19 protein-coding genes are annotated in these 17378 nt (G+C 67.0%); 11 read left to right on the plus strand and 8 right to left on the minus strand.

Features of this window, described 5'->3' with window-relative positions:
• Positions 1 to 133: 133 nt before the first annotated feature.
• Genes FPY90_RS00095 through FPY90_RS00105 form a run of 3 tightly spaced genes read left to right on the plus strand, consistent with a single transcriptional unit; the run spans position 134 to position 2150 of the window.
• A complete protein-coding gene (locus tag FPY90_RS00095) occupies positions 134 to 1081 on the plus strand; it encodes a cation diffusion facilitator family transporter (RefSeq protein WP_498683168.1) in 948 nt (315 codons plus the stop codon).
• 5 nt (positions 1082 to 1086) lie between these two features.
• A complete protein-coding gene (locus FPY90_RS00100) occupies positions 1087 to 1521 on the plus strand; it encodes a (deoxy)nucleoside triphosphate pyrophosphohydrolase (RefSeq protein WP_071215806.1) in 435 nt (144 codons plus the stop codon).
• Positions 1518 to 2150 carry a pyroglutamyl-peptidase I gene (locus FPY90_RS00105; protein ID WP_498683170.1) on the plus strand — a complete coding sequence of 211 codons (633 nt, stop codon included), beginning with the start codon at positions 1518 to 1520 and terminating at the stop codon, positions 2148 to 2150. The genes FPY90_RS00100 and FPY90_RS00105 overlap by 4 nt, the downstream gene beginning before the upstream one ends.
• Here the strand turns inward: FPY90_RS00105 and FPY90_RS00110 are convergent.
• Both FPY90_RS00110 and FPY90_RS00115 read right to left on the minus strand, forming a co-directional pair.
• Positions 2147 to 2800 (minus strand): SIMPL domain-containing protein, encoded by a 654-nt coding sequence (locus tag FPY90_RS00110; RefSeq protein ID WP_498683172.1) that lies wholly within the window; start codon positions 2798 to 2800, stop codon positions 2147 to 2149. The two genes, FPY90_RS00105 and FPY90_RS00110, sit on opposite strands and share 4 nt — an antisense overlap.
• Positions 2797 to 3300, minus strand: a complete 504-nt coding sequence (locus FPY90_RS00115) for an eCIS core domain-containing protein (RefSeq protein ID WP_498683174.1) — start codon at positions 3298 to 3300, stop codon at positions 2797 to 2799. Before FPY90_RS00115 ends, FPY90_RS00110 begins: the two co-directional genes overlap by 4 nt.
• Positions 3301 to 3444: 144 nt before the next feature.
• Between FPY90_RS00115 and FPY90_RS00120 the strand changes: the two genes are divergently transcribed.
• Positions 3445 to 4101 (plus strand): LppM family (lipo)protein, encoded by a 657-nt coding sequence (locus FPY90_RS00120; protein ID WP_071215802.1) that lies wholly within the window; start codon positions 3445 to 3447, stop codon positions 4099 to 4101.
• Between the two features lie 129 nt (positions 4102 to 4230).
• Here the strand turns inward: FPY90_RS00120 and FPY90_RS00125 are convergent, their stop codons facing one another.
• A complete protein-coding gene (locus FPY90_RS00125) occupies positions 4231 to 6129 on the minus strand; it encodes a penicillin-binding transpeptidase domain-containing protein (protein ID WP_498683176.1) in 1899 nt (632 codons plus the stop codon).
• 152 nt (positions 6130 to 6281) lie between these two features.
• Here FPY90_RS00125 and pheS point away from each other — a divergent pair, with 152 nt between their 5' ends.
• The 4 genes from pheS to FPY90_RS00145 all read left to right on the plus strand — a co-directional run bounded on the left by pheS (position 6282) and on the right by FPY90_RS00145 (position 10777).
• Positions 6282 to 7370 carry a phenylalanine--tRNA ligase subunit alpha gene (gene pheS, locus FPY90_RS00130; RefSeq protein WP_071215800.1) on the plus strand — a complete coding sequence of 363 codons (1089 nt, stop codon included), beginning with the start codon at positions 6282 to 6284 and terminating at the stop codon, positions 7368 to 7370.
• A gap of 3 nt (positions 7371 to 7373) precedes the next feature.
• Entirely contained in the window at positions 7374 to 9914 is a 2541-nt protein-coding gene (gene pheT / locus FPY90_RS00135) for a phenylalanine--tRNA ligase subunit beta (protein WP_498683177.1), read from the plus strand.
• 268 nt (positions 9915 to 10182) lie between these two features.
• The gene (locus tag FPY90_RS00140; protein WP_498683178.1) at positions 10183 to 10503 is read left to right on the plus strand and encodes a type II toxin-antitoxin system RelE/ParE family toxin; all 321 of its coding nucleotides are present in this window, start codon (positions 10183 to 10185) and stop codon (positions 10501 to 10503) included.
• Positions 10478 to 10777 carry an addiction module antidote protein gene (locus tag FPY90_RS00145; RefSeq protein WP_498683179.1) on the plus strand — a complete coding sequence of 100 codons (300 nt, stop codon included), beginning with the start codon at positions 10478 to 10480 and terminating at the stop codon, positions 10775 to 10777. Before FPY90_RS00140 ends, FPY90_RS00145 begins: the two co-directional genes overlap by 26 nt.
• Before the next feature lie 155 nt (positions 10778 to 10932).
• Here the strand turns inward: FPY90_RS00145 and FPY90_RS00150 are convergent, their stop codons facing one another.
• The gene (locus FPY90_RS00150; RefSeq protein ID WP_498683180.1) at positions 10933 to 11937 is read right to left on the minus strand and encodes a hypothetical protein; all 1005 of its coding nucleotides are present in this window, start codon (positions 11935 to 11937) and stop codon (positions 10933 to 10935) included.
• A 315-nt stretch (positions 11938 to 12252) separates the two neighbouring features.
• Entirely contained in the window at positions 12253 to 12669 is a 417-nt protein-coding gene (locus FPY90_RS00155; RefSeq protein WP_498683181.1) for a hypothetical protein, read from the minus strand.
• Positions 12670 to 12751: 82 nt separating this feature from the next.
• Here FPY90_RS00155 and FPY90_RS00160 point away from each other — a divergent pair, with 82 nt between their 5' ends.
• On the plus strand, positions 12752 to 13381 hold the full coding sequence (locus FPY90_RS00160; protein ID WP_498683182.1) for a MerR family transcriptional regulator: 630 nt from the start codon (positions 12752 to 12754) through the stop codon (positions 13379 to 13381).
• Here FPY90_RS00160 and FPY90_RS00165 read toward each other — a convergent pair.
• Both FPY90_RS00165 and FPY90_RS00170 read right to left on the minus strand, forming a co-directional pair.
• Positions 13378 to 13896 carry an OsmC family protein gene (locus FPY90_RS00165; protein WP_498683183.1) on the minus strand — a complete coding sequence of 173 codons (519 nt, stop codon included), beginning with the start codon at positions 13894 to 13896 and terminating at the stop codon, positions 13378 to 13380. The two genes, FPY90_RS00160 and FPY90_RS00165, sit on opposite strands and share 4 nt — an antisense overlap.
• Positions 13897 to 14072: 176 nt before the next feature.
• On the minus strand, positions 14073 to 14486 hold the full coding sequence (locus tag FPY90_RS00170) for a VOC family protein (RefSeq protein ID WP_498683184.1): 414 nt from the start codon (positions 14484 to 14486) through the stop codon (positions 14073 to 14075).
• A gap of 214 nt (positions 14487 to 14700) precedes the next feature.
• Between FPY90_RS00170 and FPY90_RS00175 the strand changes: the two genes are divergently transcribed.
• A complete protein-coding gene (locus FPY90_RS00175; RefSeq protein ID WP_498683185.1) occupies positions 14701 to 15000 on the plus strand; it encodes a hypothetical protein in 300 nt (99 codons plus the stop codon).
• A 189-nt stretch (positions 15001 to 15189) separates the two neighbouring features.
• A complete protein-coding gene (locus FPY90_RS00180; RefSeq protein ID WP_498683187.1) occupies positions 15190 to 16317 on the plus strand; it encodes a DNA alkylation repair protein in 1128 nt (375 codons plus the stop codon).
• Positions 16318 to 16397: 80 nt separating this feature from the next.
• On the opposite strand, the gene ppk2 is transcribed toward FPY90_RS00180, so the two are convergent.
• Positions 16398 to 17282, minus strand: a complete 885-nt coding sequence (ppk2, locus tag FPY90_RS00185) for a polyphosphate kinase 2 (protein WP_175475510.1) — start codon at positions 17280 to 17282, stop codon at positions 16398 to 16400.
• Positions 17283 to 17378: the final 96 nt, after the last annotated feature.

The following is a 17378-nucleotide window of genomic DNA, read 5'->3' on the forward strand; positions in this document are numbered from 1 at the left end:
AAGCCGTGGCATAGGATGGGGCACGAATGCCGAAACACCATGTCAAGGCCTCCTGCCTGCCGACGGCCGGAGCTGCCGGACGGAACCTCATGCGGGAACATGGAACATACGAACCATAGAGAGTAGGGACGCCATGGCAGCATCGGGCGGATCCAAAGCGGTGGTTGCCGCACTGGCGGCCAACCTGACCATTGCGCTGTTCAAGTTTGTGGCGTGGGCCGTGACGGCCTCATCCTCAATGCTCGCCGAAGCCATCCACTCGGTGGCCGACTCGGGCAACCAGGTCCTCCTGCTCGTCGGCGGGAAGAAGGCCCGGAGGGAAGCGGACCAGGAACACCCCTTCGGCTACGGCCGGGAACGCTACGTCTACTCCTTCATCGTCTCCATCGTGCTGTTCAGTGTCGGCGGCCTGTTCGCCCTCTATGAGGCGTGGCAGAAATTCAAGGACCCCCACGGCATCGAAGGAAAGTGGTGGTGGGTGCCACTGGCGGTGCTGATCGGCGCGATCATTGCCGAGGGATTCTCATTCCGCACCGCGATCAAGGAATCCAACCTGGTGCGCGGCAAGCAGTCCTGGGCCAAGTTCGTGCGGACCGCCAAGGCGCCGGAACTGCCGGTGATCCTGCTCGAGGACTTCGGGGCGCTCATCGGCCTGGTCCTGGCGCTGTGCGGCGTCAGCCTCACCCTGCTGACCGGAAACGGCGTCTTCGACGCCGCGGGCACCGCCTGCATCGGCCTGCTCCTGGTCGCCATCGCCATCGTGCTGGCGGTGGAAACCAAGTCCTTGCTGCTGGGCGAATCGGCAACCGCCGAGCACGTGAAACTGATCGCCTCGGCCATCACCGCCGAGGGCGCGCGCCTGATCCACCTCAAGACCCTGCACCTGGGGCCCGAGGAAATCCTGGTCGCGGCGAAGGTCTCCGTGCCCGCCAACGCCACCGGGGCACAGATTGCCGCCGCGATCGACGGGGCCGAATCACGGATCCGCGCCGCGGTGGAGCACAAGTGCGTGATCTACATCGAGCCGGACATCCTGATCTCCACCGATACCGTGCCCGAGACGGCTGCGGGGAAGGGCTAGATTCCATGGCCTACAAGCAAATAGTCGCAGCCGCGATCCTGGATTCGCTCAGTGCCCCGAGCAAGCTGCTTGCCGCCCGGCGCACCTCCCCGCCGATGCTGGCCGGGTTGTGGGAATTTCCCGGCGGCAAGCTTGAACCGGGGGAGAGCTGCGAAGCCGGGGTCCGGCGCGAACTGGCCGAGGAACTCGGTGTCCGGGTGGTTCTGGGCAGCGAGGTGTTCGGGCCCGTTCCCGAGGGCTGGGTGCTGAACGAGACCGCGGCGATGCGCGTGTGGTTCGCCGAGATCTCCGACGGAACCCCGGACACCCTCGAGGACCACGACCAACTGGCCTGGGTCGACCTGGACGTGGACGCCCTGGAGGCCCTGGACTGGATCCCGGCGGACCTGCCGATCGTGCACGCGGTGCTCGCCGACACGCTGGCCGGAGCCACACGGTGATCCTGCTGACCGGATTCGAGCCGTTCGGGGGAGAGGACTTCAATCCGTCCTTCGCCGTTGCCCGGCAAGCCGCGCACATCCTGGGCGCACAGGGACTCCAGGTGCACGCCGCGGAACTTCCCTGCGCCTTCGCCACCGCGCCGGCCGTGCTCGACCACCTGCTCGAGTCGCACCGGCCGAGCGTGGTGATCAGCCTGGGGCTGGCCGCCGGGAGAACCACCATGGGCCTGGAAAAGGTCGCCATCAACCACATCGACGCCCGGATCGCGGACAACGCCGGGGGCCAGCCCATCGACCGGCCGGTGGTGGCGGGGGCTCCGGCTGCCTACTTTGCCACCCTTCCGCTGAAGGCCGCCCTGCAGGCATTGCGGGAACCGGCCCCCGGACGCGACGCCATCGAGGTGAACATCTCGTATTCCGCCGGGAGCTTTGTCTGCAACCAGGTGTTCTACGCGCTGATGCACCGCACCATCGGGGTGCCGGGCATCCACGCAGGCTTCATCCACGTTCCATGGATGGACGCCACCCACCCCGGCCTCGAAGAGATGGCCAGGGCGGTGGCCGCCGTGGCCCGATTGGCACTGGACAACGCGGCAGAGCCGCTGCTCAGCGCGGGCACCGAGTACTAGCCCCCGGTCCCCGGTCTTCCGGCCGACAGCAACTCCCAGGTCACCTCGAGTGCCACCGAAAGATCCCGCCGTCCGGCCACCACCGGCATCGAGGACGCCGCCATGGCGACGGACTTGGCCCGCTGCAGCGGCAGTGCCGGCTCGTGGGCCGATTCGCGCACCTGCAGCGCGGCCCCGAGCCGGGCCCCGGCCAGTCCGGACAGCTGTTCGGCCTTGGCGCGGGCATCGGCGAAGGCCAGCTCGCGGGCCGTTTCCAGGGCGCTTGCCGGATCGGAGACCTCCGCACGCAGGGAGTGGATCCGCAGCGCGTCCCCTCCGGAACCGACAGCGGCGGAGAGCACCGTGGCCACCGCATCCACTGCCAGGTTCGTGGCCTCGATGGTGGTTTCGGCATCGTAGCCCAGAAGCACGGCTTCCTCGTTGCGCCAGGTGGTGCGCGCCGTCAGCGTGATCCCCGTGGTCGAGAGCTCCGCCGCCGGGTCCGCGGACGCCACCGCGGCAATGACCGCGCCGGCGGCGGCCGAGGCCAGCGCGAAGGCCTCGGCAGCCTGTGCATGGTGCGAGGTGACGGACAGGGAGATGGCCATGATGTCGGGCACGGCCGGCGCGGATGCGGTTCCCGTGACGGTAATCGAGGGTGCGGTTTTCATGCGGGGGTTCCTCCTGTGGATCCGCCCGAGGCCGTGTCCGGGCCCGTTCCCCGGATCCTGCGCAGCTTTGCGGCGAGCACGGGGGCCAGCTTGCGCACCGGGGCCTCGCGGTACCCGCCCGCCCGCAGGCCCGCGGCGCGTTCGAAGATGTTCCGTGAGGCCGGATCCGAGGTGCGCAACCAGGAGTATCCGGCCGCCGCGAAGTACAGCGGAAGGAACGGCAGCCCCAGGCACAGGGCGTATTGGGTGCTGTGCGTTTCCTCATGCGCCAGCAACCGGGGGTCCGGGTCCGGTCCGGATCGCGGGGTGCGGAAGAAGACCACGTTGCCCACCGTGAACGCCCCGGCCCGGGGCCATGCGGGTGTGTAGTGCCTGGCATGGAGGATTCCGCGTTCACCGCGTGCGACGGGACAGCGGGAAGCCAATGCCAGCGCCAATCCGCTGATCGTGCTGAGGTTCAGCCAGTTGGCCACCTCGCGTGTGCGCTCCCAGGTGTTCATGCTGCCCAAGTCTAGCCATCGGCATCGGGCCAATGGCCCGAAGCCACCGGGGCAATTCTTGGACCAAGCGCCCCAGCCACTAGAGTTGATTGTTGAACCGGGAGCATCATTGCCGAACAGTGCCCCGAACGTTGAGGAGATTTGATGAAGAAGATCGTATCCGTCATTGGTGTGATGGTGGCACTGGTGTTGAGCCTGACCGGTTGCATGAAGATGGATGTGGATCTGGTGGTTTCCAGCCCGGAGAAGGCTTCGCTGAGCATGGTGATGGCCTTCGACAAGAAGGTTGTCGGCGATGCCAGCGTCGGGGAGGTCCTGGGCCAGATGGGGACCACCGAGGAAGAGCTCTTCAAGAACTTCCCCGAGGAAGCCACGAAGACCCCCTACGACCAGGATGGGTTCAAGGGCTACCTCTTCACGGTCAATGACAAGTCGCTGACCGAGATGGGCGACCTTTCCGGCGAACTCGGCCCGAAGGTCGACATCGAATTCCGCGGCGGCCAGTACTACTTCTCCGCCCAGGGCTTGGCAGGCGGCGACACCTCGACGCTGACCGAATCCACGATGACCGTGACCTTCCCGGGCGAGATCGTCAGTGCCAGCAGCGGCGCACAGATCGACGGCAACACCGTCAGCTTCGACATGCGCACCGCTGCCGGCGAAATGACCGCGGTGGCCAAGGAGAAGGACAACACCCCGCTGTACCTGTCGCTGGGCTTCGGCGTCCTGGCGCTGCTGGGTGCCGTGGTCGCCGTGGCCATGATGCGTCGCCGCGAGGAAACCGCGCACGAGCACGCCTAACCACGCACGAGGCCGAGCCGAGCGGTTCGGCCGCCGTGCACCCGAGGGACCAACAATTGCGGAATAAACTCCGGAATTGTTGGTCCCTCGGGGTTTAAGGGCTTTCCTGTGGTGCTGCCGGCGGCGGGCCTATTGGCTCGCTGAAAGGAAATTGGCAAGGATCGGGCCGGCCGTTTGCGCGCCTCCGCTGCCGTCGCCCACGAAGACCGCGACCGCCAGGTCGCCCCGCGCGGCGATGACCCAGGCGTGGGCGTTGCGCTCGGCATCGTATTCGGCGGTGCCGCTCTTGCCAATGGTCTTGGAACCGAGCTTGAGGTCCTTCAGCGTTCCGTGGTCCACGACCTGGGCCATCATGCCGGCCAGCTCCTTGGCCTCGGCCGATGTCAACGGGTTCTTCGGCTTGGGCGCGGCCTCGGGCTCGGGGCCGGTGACCAGACGGGGGAAGACGGTGGCGGCGTTCTGCACCGAGGCGGCAACGGTTGCCATGCCCAGCGCCGAGGCCTCGACGATGCCCTGGCCAATGCCGTTGGCCGCCAGCTCCGTACCGGTCGAATCGTCGGGCACCGAGCCCAGGAAGGACGCGGCCCCGGTCGAGGGGCTCAGGTTCAGACCCAGGGAGGCTGCGGCGTCGGCCAGCGCCGGGGCCTTGGCCTTCGAGGCGCCTTCAAGGAAGACGGTGTTGCAGGATTGCGCCAGGGCCTCGGACAGCGGGATGCTGCCCAGTGCGCTGGAGGGGTAGCCGTCGTAGTTCTTGAACGCCTTGCCGTCCACGGTCATGGTGGCGGGGCACTGGACGGTGGTCTTGGGGGTGTCGCCGGAGCGCAGCATGGCCAGCGCGGTGATGACCTTGAACGTGGAACCGGGGGCGTACTTGCCCAGCAGCGCGGTGTTCTGGGCGTTGGACGCGGGACCGGAGGCCGCGGCCAGGATGGCCCCGTCGGAGGGCCGCACGGCGACCAGTGCGCTGTCGGAAGCCGAATCGGCCAGCAGCGACTCGGCGGATTCCTGCAGGCCGCGATCGAGCGTGGTTTTCAGGTCCTTGCCGTCCACCGCCTCGCGGGACACCAGGGTGGAGACCTCGCGCTTGTCCTTGTCGTAGATGTTGATGTTGTAGCCCTTGGTTCCGGCCAGCGTGTCCTGGTAGGCCTTTTGCAATCCGGAGAGCCCGACCTGTTCCCCGGCGCCGATGGCGCCCTTGGAATCGGCCACGATTTCCGCCGTGGCTTCGCCCACCGAGCCCAGGATGGCCCGGGCAAAGTTCCTGCTGGGTGCCAGCGGCAGGGAATCGGGTTGTGCCAGGACCCCGGGGATGGCCTCGAGCTGTGCATCGGTGACGGTGCGGTCCGCATCGTCACGCAGCGTGATGGCCACGACAAAGGCCCGCGGACCGGCGGCGGCCACGCGCTGCGCGTAGGGGTCGGCGTCGAGTTCCAGCAGCTTCGCGAGCTTCTTTGCCGAGCCCTCCCATTGCGCCTCGTCGATGGACTCCTTGTTGATCCCGATGCGCAGCACCGGGCGGTCGGTGACCAGCGTCTGGTCCTTGTTGCCCAGGATCTCCCCGCGCGCCGCCGGGGTGGAGGCCCTGGCCACGTATTGGCCGGCCTCGAGCCCGGGCACGGCGATGGACGGGTCGTAGCGCACCAGCCAGGTCTTGGTGTCCGTGTCGAATTCGAGGGTGGCGGTGCTCTGGTAGGTCCAGTCGGTGTCGGAGGAATCGACGTCCCACACGGTGTTGTAGGTGGCGGTGGCGGTCTTCGGGTCAGCGGATCCCTCGTCCTCGGTGACCGATTCGAGGGTGACCTTGTGCTCGATGGATCCCAGCGGCTTCAGGGCCTCGGCAAGGTCCGCGGTCGCCGTGGCCGCGTCGGTCCCGGCCAGCGGGACGGATCCCAGGTCCAGGGACTGCAGGGAGGCGGCCAGCGACTCGGCGGCGGCGTTCGGCGAGGGAGGGGCGGAGCAGGCGCCCAGCGAGCCGATCATCAACAGGGCGGCGGCAGGCAGGGCAAAGGTTCGAAGAACTCGCGACATGGGTTCAACTATTGCCTAAGCACTGGCGGGTGTCCACACGTGAGAAGCCCAAAGACGGCGCGCGCCGTGATTCAAGGGTGGTGCGGCCAAGCACCTAGAATAGGGGGAAGAACCAGATACACAATCAACAGTGAAAAGGGCCGTAGAACCCCATGTCTGAACCCACGAATCCGGAAAAGGACGTCACGGACGCCCACAGCCCGGACGTCCCGCACCCCACCGACGAGGCCGGCATCAATCTTGTGGTGCAGGCGGCGCTGGCCGCCTTCGCCGCGGCAAGCAACCTGGACGAGCTCAAGGCCGCACGCCTGGCCCACACCGGGGAAAAGTCCCCGCTGTCGCTGGCCAACCGCGAAATCGGCCGCCTCGACAAGTCCGAGAAGGCCGCCGCCGGCAAGCTCATGGGTGCCTCCCGCGGGCGGGTCAACAAGGCCCTGGCCGAGCGCACCGTGGTGCTCGAGGCCGAGGACGCCGCCCGCATCCTGGTGGAGGAAACCGTTGACGTCACCGCGGCGCCGCGCCGCCGCCGCGCCGGGGCCCGCCACCCGCTGTCCACGCTGCAGGACCGCGTCTCGGACATCTTCGTGGGCATGGGCTGGGAAATCGCCGAGGGCCCCGAGGTCGAGTCCGAGTGGTTCAACTTCGACGCCCTGAACTTCGCCCCGGACCACCCGGCCCGCGAAATGCAGGACACCTTCTTCATCGACCCCGTCGATTCGCACCTTTTGCTGCGCACCCACACCTCGCCGGTGCAGGTCCGTTCGATGCTCGAGCGCGAGGTGCCGATTTACGTGCTGTGCCCGGGGCGGGTCTACCGCACCGACGAGCTGGATGCCACGCACACCCCGGTGTTCCACCAGTTCGAGGGCCTGGCCATTGACAAGAACCTGACCATGGCCGATTTGCGCGGCACCCTGGAGCACTTCGCCCGGCAGATGTTCGGCGAGGACGCCTCCATCCGCCTGCGCCCGAACTTCTTCCCGTTCACCGAGCCCTCCGCCGAGCTGGACATCTGGCACCCGGGTGCCAAGGGCGGGGCGCAATGGATCGAGTGGGGCGGCTGCGGCATGGTCAACCCCAACGTGCTGCGTGCCGCGGGCATCGACCCGGAGGAATACTCCGGGTTCGCCTTCGGCATGGGCGTGGAGCGGACCCTGATGTTCCGCAACGAGGTCCCCGACATGCACGACATGATCGAGGGCGATATCCGCTTCAGCGAGCACTTCGGGATGGAGATCTAAGACATGCGTATTCCCCTTTCATGGCTGCGCGAATACGCGCAGGTACCGGCCGATGCCTCGGCCGAAGACGTCATGGCCGAACTGGTCAAGGTGGGCCTCGAGGAAGAGGACGTGCACCGTCCCACCGACGAGATCTCCGGCCCGATCGTGGTCGGCCAGGTGCTCTCCATCGTCAAGGAGGAGCAGACCAACGGCAAGACCATCAACTGGTGCCAGGTCCGCGTCGTCCCCGAGGGCACCGAGCAGACCCTGGTGAACGAGGGCATCGATCCCTCGGGCGTGCAGGGCATCATCTGCGGCGCGCACAACTTCGTCGAGGGCGACAAGGTCGTCGTCACGCTTCCCGGCGCCGTGCTGCCCGGAAACTTCGCCATCAGCGCCCGGAAGACCTACGGCCACCTCTCGGCCGGCATGATCGCCTCCTCCCGCGAGCTGGGCATCGGAGACGACCACGACGGCATCATCGTGCTCTCCCGCCTGGGCCTTGACCCGGAGATCGGCACCGACGCGATGGAGCTGCTGGGCCTCTACGACCAGGCCGCCGAAATCAATGTCACCCCGGACCGCTCCTACGCGTTCTCGATCCGCGGCGTGGCCCGAGAATTCGCGCACGCCACCAACACGCCCTTCACGGATCCGGCCTCGCTGGTGACCGTGGATGCTGCCACCGGACCCGGCCACCCGGTCAAGCTCAAGGACGCCGCGGGCATCTACGGCAAGGACGGCTGCGACAGGTTCGTCACCCGAACCGTCACCAACGTGAACCCGGCACTGCCGACCCCGCCGTGGATGGCCAGCCGGCTGAGCCTGGCCGGCATGCGCTCGATCTCCCTGGTCGTGGACATCTCCAATTACGTAATGCTCGAACTCGGCCAGCCGCTGCACTTCTACGATGCGGACAAGCTGACCGGGGCCATCACGGTGCGCCGCGCCAACGCCGGTGAGACCCTGGTGACGCTGGACGCCAAGGAACGCAAGCTGCACGTCGAGGACCTGCTGATCACCGACGAGTCCGGCGCCATCGGCATTGCCGGGGTCATGGGCGGGGCCTCCACCGAGGTCTCCGCCGCGACCAGCACGGTGCTGATCGAGGCCGCGCACTTCGAGCCGATCACCATCGCCCGCTCGCGCCGCCGCCACAAGCTGCCCTCCGAGGCCTCGAAGCGCTTCGAACGCGGAGTGGACTGGAAGATCGCCGACGTGGCGGCCCAGCGCGCCGTGGACCTGCTGGTCCAGCTGGCCGGCGGCACCGCCACCACGCTGGTCACCGACGAGGGCACCGCACCGGAACCCGTCGTGATCGAGCTGCCGGACGGGTTCGCCTCGGCACTGATCGGCATCGAGTACACCGAGGACCAGGTCACCTGGTCCCTGGGCGAAATCGGGGCGCAGATCGAGACCGTCCAGGGCGGATACCGCGTCACCGCGCCGACCTGGCGCCCGGACCTGGCGACCAAGCAGGACCTGGTCGAGGAAATCGCCCGCCTGGTCGGCTACGACCTGATCCCGGCGACGCTGCCCACGGCCCCTCCGGGCCGCGGCTACTCCCGCGTGCAGTCCCAGCGCCGCCGCGTGGTGCAGTCCCTGGCCGACGCCGGGCTGACCGAGGTGTTGTCCTACCCGTTCGTCACCAAGGCGCAGAACAACACCTTCGGTGCCGCGGAGGCCGGCGAGGTTCCGGCGGTGAAGCTGAACAACCCGATGTCCAGCGAATTCGGCTTCATGCGCACCTCGATCCTGCCGGGGCTGCTGGGCATTGCCCGGCGCAACCACGGCCGCGGCTTCCGAGACGTGGCCCTGTACGAGGCCGGCCAGGTGTTCCTGCCGGGCGAGACCCTGGGCACCGCCACCATTCCTCCGCTGGGGGCCAGGCCCTCGGACGAGGAACTGGACGCGCTGTACAACGGGCTGCCGCACCAGCCGACGCACCTTGCCGCCGTGCTGACCGGGCACGATTCGCCCGTGGCCGCCGCGCACGTGCCGCGTGCCTACGACTGGGCCGACGCCCTGGACGTGGCCAAGCTGGTCGGCGACGTGCTGGGCGTGGAGGTCGTCGTGTCGCAGGGCGCGCACCAGGCGTTCCACCCGGGCCGCACCGCGGCCCTGGCACTGCGCAACGGAACGCACGTCGGCTACGCCGGCGAGCTGCACCCGAAACTGCTGGCCGAGCTCGATTTGCCCGAGCGCACCGTGGCCATGGAAATCAACGCGGACGAGCTCTTCGAGGCGGCCGCCGACGTGATCGTGGCCAAGCACATCTCCACCTTCCCGATCTCCACCCAGGATGTCGCGCTGGTCGTTGACTCGGCCGTGGTGGCCTCGGACGTGCTGGAGACCCTGCGCGAGGGTGCCGGAGAACTGCTCGAGGACATTGCGCTGTTCGACGTGTACTCCGGCACCGGCATCGAGGAGGGCAAGAAGTCGCTGGCCTTCGGCCTGCGCTTCCGCGCCAACGACCGCACGCTGACCGCGGACGAGGCCTCCGAGGCGCGAGCCGCCGCGGTGGCCCTGGCGGCCGAGCGTTTCGGTGCCGTGCAGCGCTAAGCCACGCAACATCTGATCCGGTAGGGGGTCGGCAACCATTCACCGCTTTTGTGGTGGGGTTGCCGGCCCCCTGACCTGTTAAGTTCCAGATTCCGGATCGATCCAGGATGTTCCTGCTGGTTTCTCCGGCGAAGGACCGCAGTGCCGGCAGGGAACCCGACAGGACTGTCTCCGGCAGCCGCCGAACAAAATACCTACCTGCCAGGAACTGAAATTCCGCAGTGGAGCTGGCGTTGCCGACCATTGAATTGTGAACTGCAGTTGACATGTGATCGAGACTCTCAAGAGTGAGACCTTCTGCCGCTGGCGATCCGGTTTGGGGGATCGTCGAGCCGCCGCGCGCGTCACGGCGAGGATCGATCGCCTGGCCGCGGGAAATCCGGGTGGCGTGAAACCTGTCGGGCCGGGGATCTTGGAATTGCGGATTGATGTTGGCCCGGGATACCGGGTGTATTTCCCTCGTGATGGAGATCGATTGATCCTGTTGCTTTGCGGAGGCAGCAAATCGAGCCAGGGGAGCGATAGCAACGACGCATACGGAATCGCCGATGAATGGAAGAACAATGGGCAAAGCAACCGAAGTCTTTAGCCCCTCTGACGGTGCGGACTACCTCAACGATCAAGAGGACGCTGCTGCTTATCTTGAAGCAGCACTGGAAGAGGGCGACGATCCCGCCATGGTCGCCCAGGCGCTGGGCACAATTGCGCGTTCCGGCAATCTCAGCGAACTCGCACGCCGCGTCGGGATGAGCCGCGAGGGTCTGTACGAGGCGCTTTCGGCCGACGGCAACCCGGGCTTCGCCACCATCGTCAAGGGGGTCAAGGTCCTTGGACTCAGGCTCCGCTTCGAAGCCGTTGCGTGAAATTAAGTTCCCCGGTCATGATTCGGATAGCGACCCCCGATGAGTGCGGCAGCGAAGGGCGAAGCAGCCCGAGGATGCCAGGGAACTCGTGACAGGATCCGGGATCCCTTGGTGTTTCAGGTCCTGGAGGTGTCCGGGGCGCGGGCCAATGCAGGTCACCCCGCATATTCATCGCGCAGGTCCTGGATGGCCTCACGCACAACGGTCTGGGCGACGAGAATGCCGTCGACGTATTCCAGGACTCCGGCTTCCAGGCACGCGAGGATGGATGCGGAGATTTCCCCGAAACGGTCCGCCGGCCGGTCCCGGATGTCCTCTCCGAGACTCAGCAAGCTGGTTTCCCCGTGGGCCTTGGCGGTCGATGGTTCGACGGCCGCGTCGCCGAGGACGGAGATAAACCTTTCGGCCCGCCGCAGCCCGGCCACCCCGGACGCGGGTGTGGCATGCCCCAAGGCCAGTATTTGCAGGTAGGCCGTCAGCAGGCTGCGGATGGCATCGTGGTTTCGAGGATGATCGTCCTGCAGCAGGGCCATCCCCGCATGGGTGGGATACGGCTCACCGTCGTTCTCCCCGACCTCCTCGACGCATTCCTCCTCGTTCCAGGCGCTTTCGCCTTCATCGGTTTCGAAGAGATCTGCTTCGTCCATGGCAGTGAAAAGGTCCATGAATATCGAAAGCGGCAGCGGGTAGAGACCCGGCGCCAGCAGAATGGGGCCGGCAGGGTCCGCGACCGGAAAGGCAAGCGATTCGGTGACCTCCGGGATGAACCTCCCCTCGAGCATCTCGTCCAGGAGATAGGCGGCCCATTGTACGAGGGCTATGCCGTGGCCGTGTCTCTCAGGGATGTCGAGCGGGCATTCACGGGGTGTGCGTCGATGGGTGGGGCCGGGAACACGCACCAGGACCAGCATATGCAGCAGGTCGAAGACCTCGCTTCCGCGATGCCACCGGCCGTTGTCATTCAGGAAGTGCAGGTAGCCATCCAGGCGATTCAGGGTTTGGTGGGCCGCTTCGCCGGAAATGCGGCGGATGGCGTTCAGCATCGCGGCGAAGGATTTCGGGTCGAATGCGTCGGGAGCATTGAACGGCCAGATTTTGGCGTAGGCCTCCAGCAAGACAAGCAATCCGGCCCAGTCGTCGTGGGCCTGGTCGGGCAGCACGGCGCGGGATCTCCAAGCAATGTAGGCAGGTTCCAGGGCGTAGAGCCGTTCCAATCCCGAGGCGCGCGACGGGTGGGGGCCCTGCCGCCGTGGCTTCGGGGACTTGCGGTGCTTGCGGCGCAATTGCTTGCTGGTCGTGGTCATGGCCGTCCTTGGGTATTCGGTGGGGGAATCCCAGCATGGACCGATCCGTGGGCCAGCGGGCCCACCGTCCGCAGGACTGTGGACAGGTCATCGAGCCTGGTGGATCGACCAGGCCACGAACCTGCCGCACCCGTAGCAGGTTTGGGGGTGCGGACGACCTTCCGCGTTTCCTCAGGCGGAACCGGCCCCGGTGGTGATCGCCCCGATCCCGGCGGCCAGCAGTCCGGCGGTGAGGGAAGCCGCGCCGAGACCGATCAGCAGCGACAGCCGGCTGGGCTTCTCCGGGTCTTTCCCGAGCACCGAGAGGAAGAACCCGGCGGGCATCAGGATCGCGGCGATCGGGACACCCGAGCGCGCGATCCAGCCGACCCAGCCCGGCACGTCGAGCTGGTCCGCGAAGGCGAGGATCGCCAGGGACAGGACCAGCAGGACCGCGGCGTGCGCGTGCCCGGCGCGGTACCAGGATTTCTGCAGGGCGTTGGCGGGTACCCCGCCGGCGGCGACGCGGACGAGGAAAACGCCGCCCGATTCGACGGTGATGAGGGCCAGAAGCAGGATTCCGGCAAGGATCAGCGTGCTCGGTTCCATGGGAGTGGTTCCTTTCGAACCCGATTGGATAGTTGTACTATCTAAGGTAGATACCTGAACTATCCAATGCAAGGGGTTTCACATGAAGATGTCCGAGCTTCTCCAGCGCTCGGGGGTGCCGCTGGCGACGGTGAAGTACTACCTGCGTGAAGGGCTGCTGGCCCCGGGGGAGTCGACCGGGGCGACCACGGCAATTTACGGCGAGGAGCACGTGCGCCGGCTGGCGCTGATCCGCGCGCTCACCGAGGTCGTTGGCCTGCCGTTGGCGTCGGTGCGCACCATCCTGGGGCTCATCGACGAACCGGAGCCCGATCGCTTCCGCACGTTGGGCCGCGCGATCGAGGTACTTCCCCCGGCCGTGGAAGCGGACCCCGGCGCCGACTATCCACGGGCCCGGGCCGCGCTCGCGGAGATCGGCCAGCTCTACGACCCCGGCTACGCGGCGGTGGCCCAGCTGGAGCGCGGGCTCGCAGCAGCCGAATCCGTGGGAATGCCCATGGGGACCGAACGCCTGCACGGCTACGCCCGGCACGTGATGGCGATCGCCGAAATCGACCTGGCCCAGCTGCCCGGTGACGACACGTCCCGTGCCGTGGAGTACTCGGTGCTCGGCACCGCGGTCTACGAACCGATCTTGGCCGCGATGCGCAGACTGGCACACCAGGACCTGGCGCACCGGATGCTCGGCCCGGCAGCGGGGGAGCGGGACTAGGAACCGGCTGCCGAGCGCTCGAGGACGGTCTCGACATGCAGCGCGGAGCGCAGTGTCTGGAGCACTACGCAGTACTTTTCCGTGGTGGCGATCAGCCCTTCAACCGCTTGGGGGTCTGCGTCCGTGTCCAGCTCGAAGGCCAACCTGATGGACCGGAATCCCACCGGGACCTCAGGGTCCAGACCCAGGGTGCCGCGCACGTCCAGTTCCCCCTCGGCCCGGATGGTCCCGGCCACCGCAAGCCCGCGGTTGGTTGCGACGGCAGCCAGGGTGACCCCGGCGCAGGCCACCAGTGCCTGCAGCAACAGGTCGCCGGAGCATGCCAGGGTTCCGTCCCCGCCGGTCGCCGGATGAAGGCCGGCTGCCACCAGTGCCTGGCCGGTCTGCACGGAGCAGGAGACCCCGTCGCCGCCCACGGCCCCGCTGGCGCGCAGCGTGATGATTCCGGCCCCGGGCTGTTCGCGGTACAGCTGCTTGAGCGGGCGCTGCCTGCCGCGCAACGTTTCCCTGTCCATTTCCCCTGGTCCTTCCCTGGCGGCGGCCCGGTGAAGCCCGGCGTCTGGGACAAGTGTGCACCCATCGGGGCGGAACGTGCTACGCCACGGTTCCGCGGACCGGACGCAAGGCACTCGGCACCGGGATCTCGAACAGCGGGGTATCGGAATCAGGATCCGCTCGCGCGACGGAGGCATCAGCGGGGGACTTGGGACTCCGGTTCGTAGCCGATGAGCCAGTGCAGGCCATGGCGATCCACGACCTGGCCATCGGAGGCTCCCCAAGGTTTGGGGGAAAGCGGATCCACCACGGTGCCGTTCACCGCGAGCTTGTCGAACCACGCGTGGAGGGTGGCCGGGGCGGCGGTTCCCAGCAGCGACAGCATGATGCCTTCGAACTTGACGCTTTTGCCTCCCTGGGGCGTATCCGATCCGGCCACGGCAACGATCCCTTCCAGCTGTCCATGGGCAATGGCATCCGGGGGACCGTCGGTGCGGCCAAACTCCTTGTACGTGTACAAGGAGAGTTTTCCGCCGAAGATTTCCGCGTAGAAGCCGAGGGCTTCACGCGCGGTGCCGGGAAAATTGACGTAGATCCGGGGAGCAGCCATGGGAACATCATACAAAGCCCGATGTCGCCGCGAGCTCCCGGACAGGTGGGAAATGTACCTTCTAAACATCCATTCGCGTGCTCGCCTCGCCATGTCGTGTTCACCGGCACCCGTTGCTGCGGAGTCCGGCAATGCATGGCCGCCACCCGGCTCGTGCGACGTGCTTTCAAGAGGGGAAGGTCGCCCTGGGCGGGGATCCAGTGTGCGAAGGTGCTTGACCAACGGTGGACGTCAACATCATTTTCACGTTGAGCTATTCAGCAAGGAAACTGGAAACGTGAGCCAACGGTGTAGTTGCGGGGAAAGCCAAAAGGACTTTGCTTTGGCGCCGCTGGCACTGGACAAAGACGGCCGCGGCGGCTGGTTCGTCGCCGGCGCCAGGTTTCCCGTAGTCTTTTTCATCCGCGAACTTCCGAAACAACTGGAGATGCGACCCTCGATCCGCCGCTACGTCCAAAGCCCGGGGCTGCCGATGGCCTTTCCACGGCGAGCCAGGATGATCCATGATGGATAGGTGCCGGATGCTCCGGATTCCACCAACAGGCAAGACATGACCGAGCTGCCCCGAAGCGCCCGGAATCCTCCGGTGCCGAAACCACCAACCTGGCAAGGGACAATGTCGGCATCAGCCAGCGGATGCGCGACATCGATCCTCGTTCCGGGTGCCGGGACACCGCCAAACAACCCGCGGAAAGACCAACACATGCCATTTGCCGACCAATTGATCAACGAGTCGACTGCCCGGGACCTCATAGGGGCCGTGGGGACCGTGGTCCCGGACGCGGGCCTGCCCGCGCTGCACCTTGCCGTGCCCTTGATCGAAACACTGGGTTTGCGCGAGCGGGCCGATACGCTGCGCGACGCCCTGCTCAGCGACCTGCAGGGGGACTACGCCGCGCTGGCCGGCACGATACGCGCGGCGAGCGAAGACGCGGCATTCCGCGGCTGGCTGATCTGGCCGGTCACCTCGGCCATCGCCGCCAAGGCCGTCACGGAAGACACACGAGAGGCCTTTGACGACGCGATGGCATTGCTGGCCGAACTCACCGGGCGGCTCAGCGCCGAATTCGCCATCCGCACCCTGCTGCGCCACAACCTGGACCGTGCGCTCGAGCTCGTCCAGGGCTGGACAGCCTCGGAGGACGTGGATGTGCGACGTCTCGCCTCGGAGGGGACCCGCCCCTATCTGCCTTGGTCAACGAGGGTTCCGGAGATCACCGCACGGACGGGAGCGACGATCCCCGTGCTCGATGCGCTCTATCGCGACGACGCGGAGTACGTGCGCCGGTCCGTGGCAAACCACCTCAACGACCTCAGCCGCGATGCCCCGGACCTGGTGGTTGAAACCGCGCGGCGCTGGCTGGCCGAGCCCGATGCGAACACGGCGCGCCTGGTGCGCCACGCCCTGCGGACACTGGTCAAGAAGGGGGATGTGCATGCCCTGGAACTGCTCGGTTTCGGGCCGGTGTCCATCGACATCGCGGGCCCGGTGCTCGGCAGCACAAGCATCGGGTTCGGCCACAGCATCGACTTCAGCGCGGTGCTGCACAACCGCGGCGACGAGCCCGCGCGCGTGGCGATCGACTACACGGTCTACCACCGCAAGGCCAACGGCGGGCAGACAGGCAAGACCTTCAAGCTGGCCACCCGAACCCTCGAGCCGGACGAAAGATTCGAGGTCGGACGCGAACATTCCTTCCGGGCGATCACCACCAGGCGCTATCATCCGGGCATGCACGCGATCAGCCTGCAAGTCAACGGCGTGGAATCGGCACGGGCGGAGTTCGAGCTGCTGCCCGAGGCCAAGGTGCGGGCTGCGGAACGCCGGTGACGTGAAGGCGGCATCCGCCGAGGCGGGTCCCTCCGGTATTGTGGCCGGCACCGGAGGGTGCGCCCAGGCTTTGTGGGGGCCTAGAATTCCTCGCCGGCGGCGATGACGGCGGCGGCCGGACCGACGATGAGCGGATCGGGCGTCCCGACCAGCTCGTGGTCCTTGCCCTCGTAGTCGAACAGACTCAGCACGTGGCGCATCGCCCCGAGCCGTGCCCGCTTCTTGTCGTTGGACTTCACCACGGTCCACGGCGCCCACTCGGTGTCGGTGGACCGGAAGGTCTCTTCCTTGGCCTCGGTGTAGGAATCCCACTTGTCCAGCGATGCCAGGTCGGTGGGGGAGAGCTTCCACTGCCGCACCGGGTCGATCTGCCGGATGGTGAAGCGGGTGAGCTGCTCGCTGCGGGTGACCGAGAACCAGAACTTCACCAGCGTGATCCCGTCGTCGACCAGCTGCTTTTCGAAGGCCGGGGCCTGGTGCATGAAGCGGTCGAACTCCTCGCGGGTGCAGAAGCGCATGACCCGCTCCACGCCCGAGCGGTTGTACCAGGAGCGGTCGAAGAGGACCATCTCGCCGGCGGCCGGCAGGTGGGAGATGTAGCGCTGGAAGAACCACTGGGTGGATTCGCGCTTGCTGGGCTTCTCCAGCGCCACGACGCGGGCGCCGCGGGGGTTCAGGTGCTCGGTGAAGCGCTTGATGGTCCCGCCCTTGCCGGCGGCGTCGCGGCCCTCGAAGAGCACCACGAGGCGGCGGCCGGTGGCCTTGATCCAGACCTGCAGCTTGAGCAGCTCGATCTGCAGCAGCCGCTTCTCCAGGTCGTACTGGGCGCGGTCCAAGCGCGTGGAATACGGGTAGCCCTCGCGCCAGGTGTCCACGACTTCCCCGGTGGCGGTCAACAGCACCGGATCGTCATCGTCGTCGTCGCGGATGGAGTAGCCGTGGGCGGCCAAATCAAGCAATTGCATGGCTTGACCGTATCCGGACTCGATGAACGGAAGATGAACATTGGGGGCCCGAGGGGTGGAGTGGCGACCATGTCACACCCTACGCAACAGCCGGCC

It is taken from the genome of Arthrobacter sp. C2, assembly GCA_024207135.1.
In the GTDB taxonomy this organism is placed as follows: Bacteria; Actinomycetota; Actinomycetes; order Actinomycetales; family Micrococcaceae; genus Paeniglutamicibacter.

Coding starts and splice junctions, on each gene's coding strand:
- FPY90_RS00145 (WP_498683179.1), top strand. CDS start 10,478: ATGGGCAAAGCAACCGAAGTCTTTAGCCCCTCTGACGGTGCGGACTAC.
- FPY90_RS00115 (WP_498683174.1), bottom strand. CDS start 3,300: ATGAACACCTGGGAGCGCACACGCGAGGTGGCCAACTGGCTGAACCTC.
- FPY90_RS00180 (WP_498683187.1), top strand. CDS start 15,190: ATGCCATTTGCCGACCAATTGATCAACGAGTCGACTGCCCGGGACCTC.
- FPY90_RS00120 (WP_071215802.1), top strand. CDS start 3,445: ATGAAGAAGATCGTATCCGTCATTGGTGTGATGGTGGCACTGGTGTTG.
- FPY90_RS00165 (WP_498683183.1), bottom strand. CDS start 13,896: ATGGACAGGGAAACGTTGCGCGGCAGGCAGCGCCCGCTCAAGCAGCTG.
- FPY90_RS00170 (WP_498683184.1), bottom strand. CDS start 14,486: ATGGCTGCTCCCCGGATCTACGTCAATTTTCCCGGCACCGCGCGTGAA.
- FPY90_RS00125 (WP_498683176.1), bottom strand. CDS start 6,129: ATGTCGCGAGTTCTTCGAACCTTTGCCCTGCCTGCCGCCGCCCTGTTG.
- FPY90_RS00110 (WP_498683172.1), bottom strand. CDS start 2,800: ATGAAAACCGCACCCTCGATTACCGTCACGGGAACCGCATCCGCGCCG.
- FPY90_RS00160 (WP_498683182.1), top strand. CDS start 12,752: ATGAAGATGTCCGAGCTTCTCCAGCGCTCGGGGGTGCCGCTGGCGACG.
- ppk2 (WP_175475510.1), bottom strand. CDS start 17,282: ATGCAATTGCTTGATTTGGCCGCCCACGGCTACTCCATCCGCGACGAC.
- FPY90_RS00095 (WP_498683168.1), top strand. CDS start 134: ATGGCAGCATCGGGCGGATCCAAAGCGGTGGTTGCCGCACTGGCGGCC.
- pheT (WP_498683177.1), top strand. CDS start 7,374: ATGCGTATTCCCCTTTCATGGCTGCGCGAATACGCGCAGGTACCGGCC.
- FPY90_RS00155 (WP_498683181.1), bottom strand. CDS start 12,669: ATGGAACCGAGCACGCTGATCCTTGCCGGAATCCTGCTTCTGGCCCTC.
- pheS (WP_071215800.1), top strand. CDS start 6,282: ATGTCTGAACCCACGAATCCGGAAAAGGACGTCACGGACGCCCACAGC.
- FPY90_RS00100 (WP_071215806.1), top strand. CDS start 1,087: ATGGCCTACAAGCAAATAGTCGCAGCCGCGATCCTGGATTCGCTCAGT.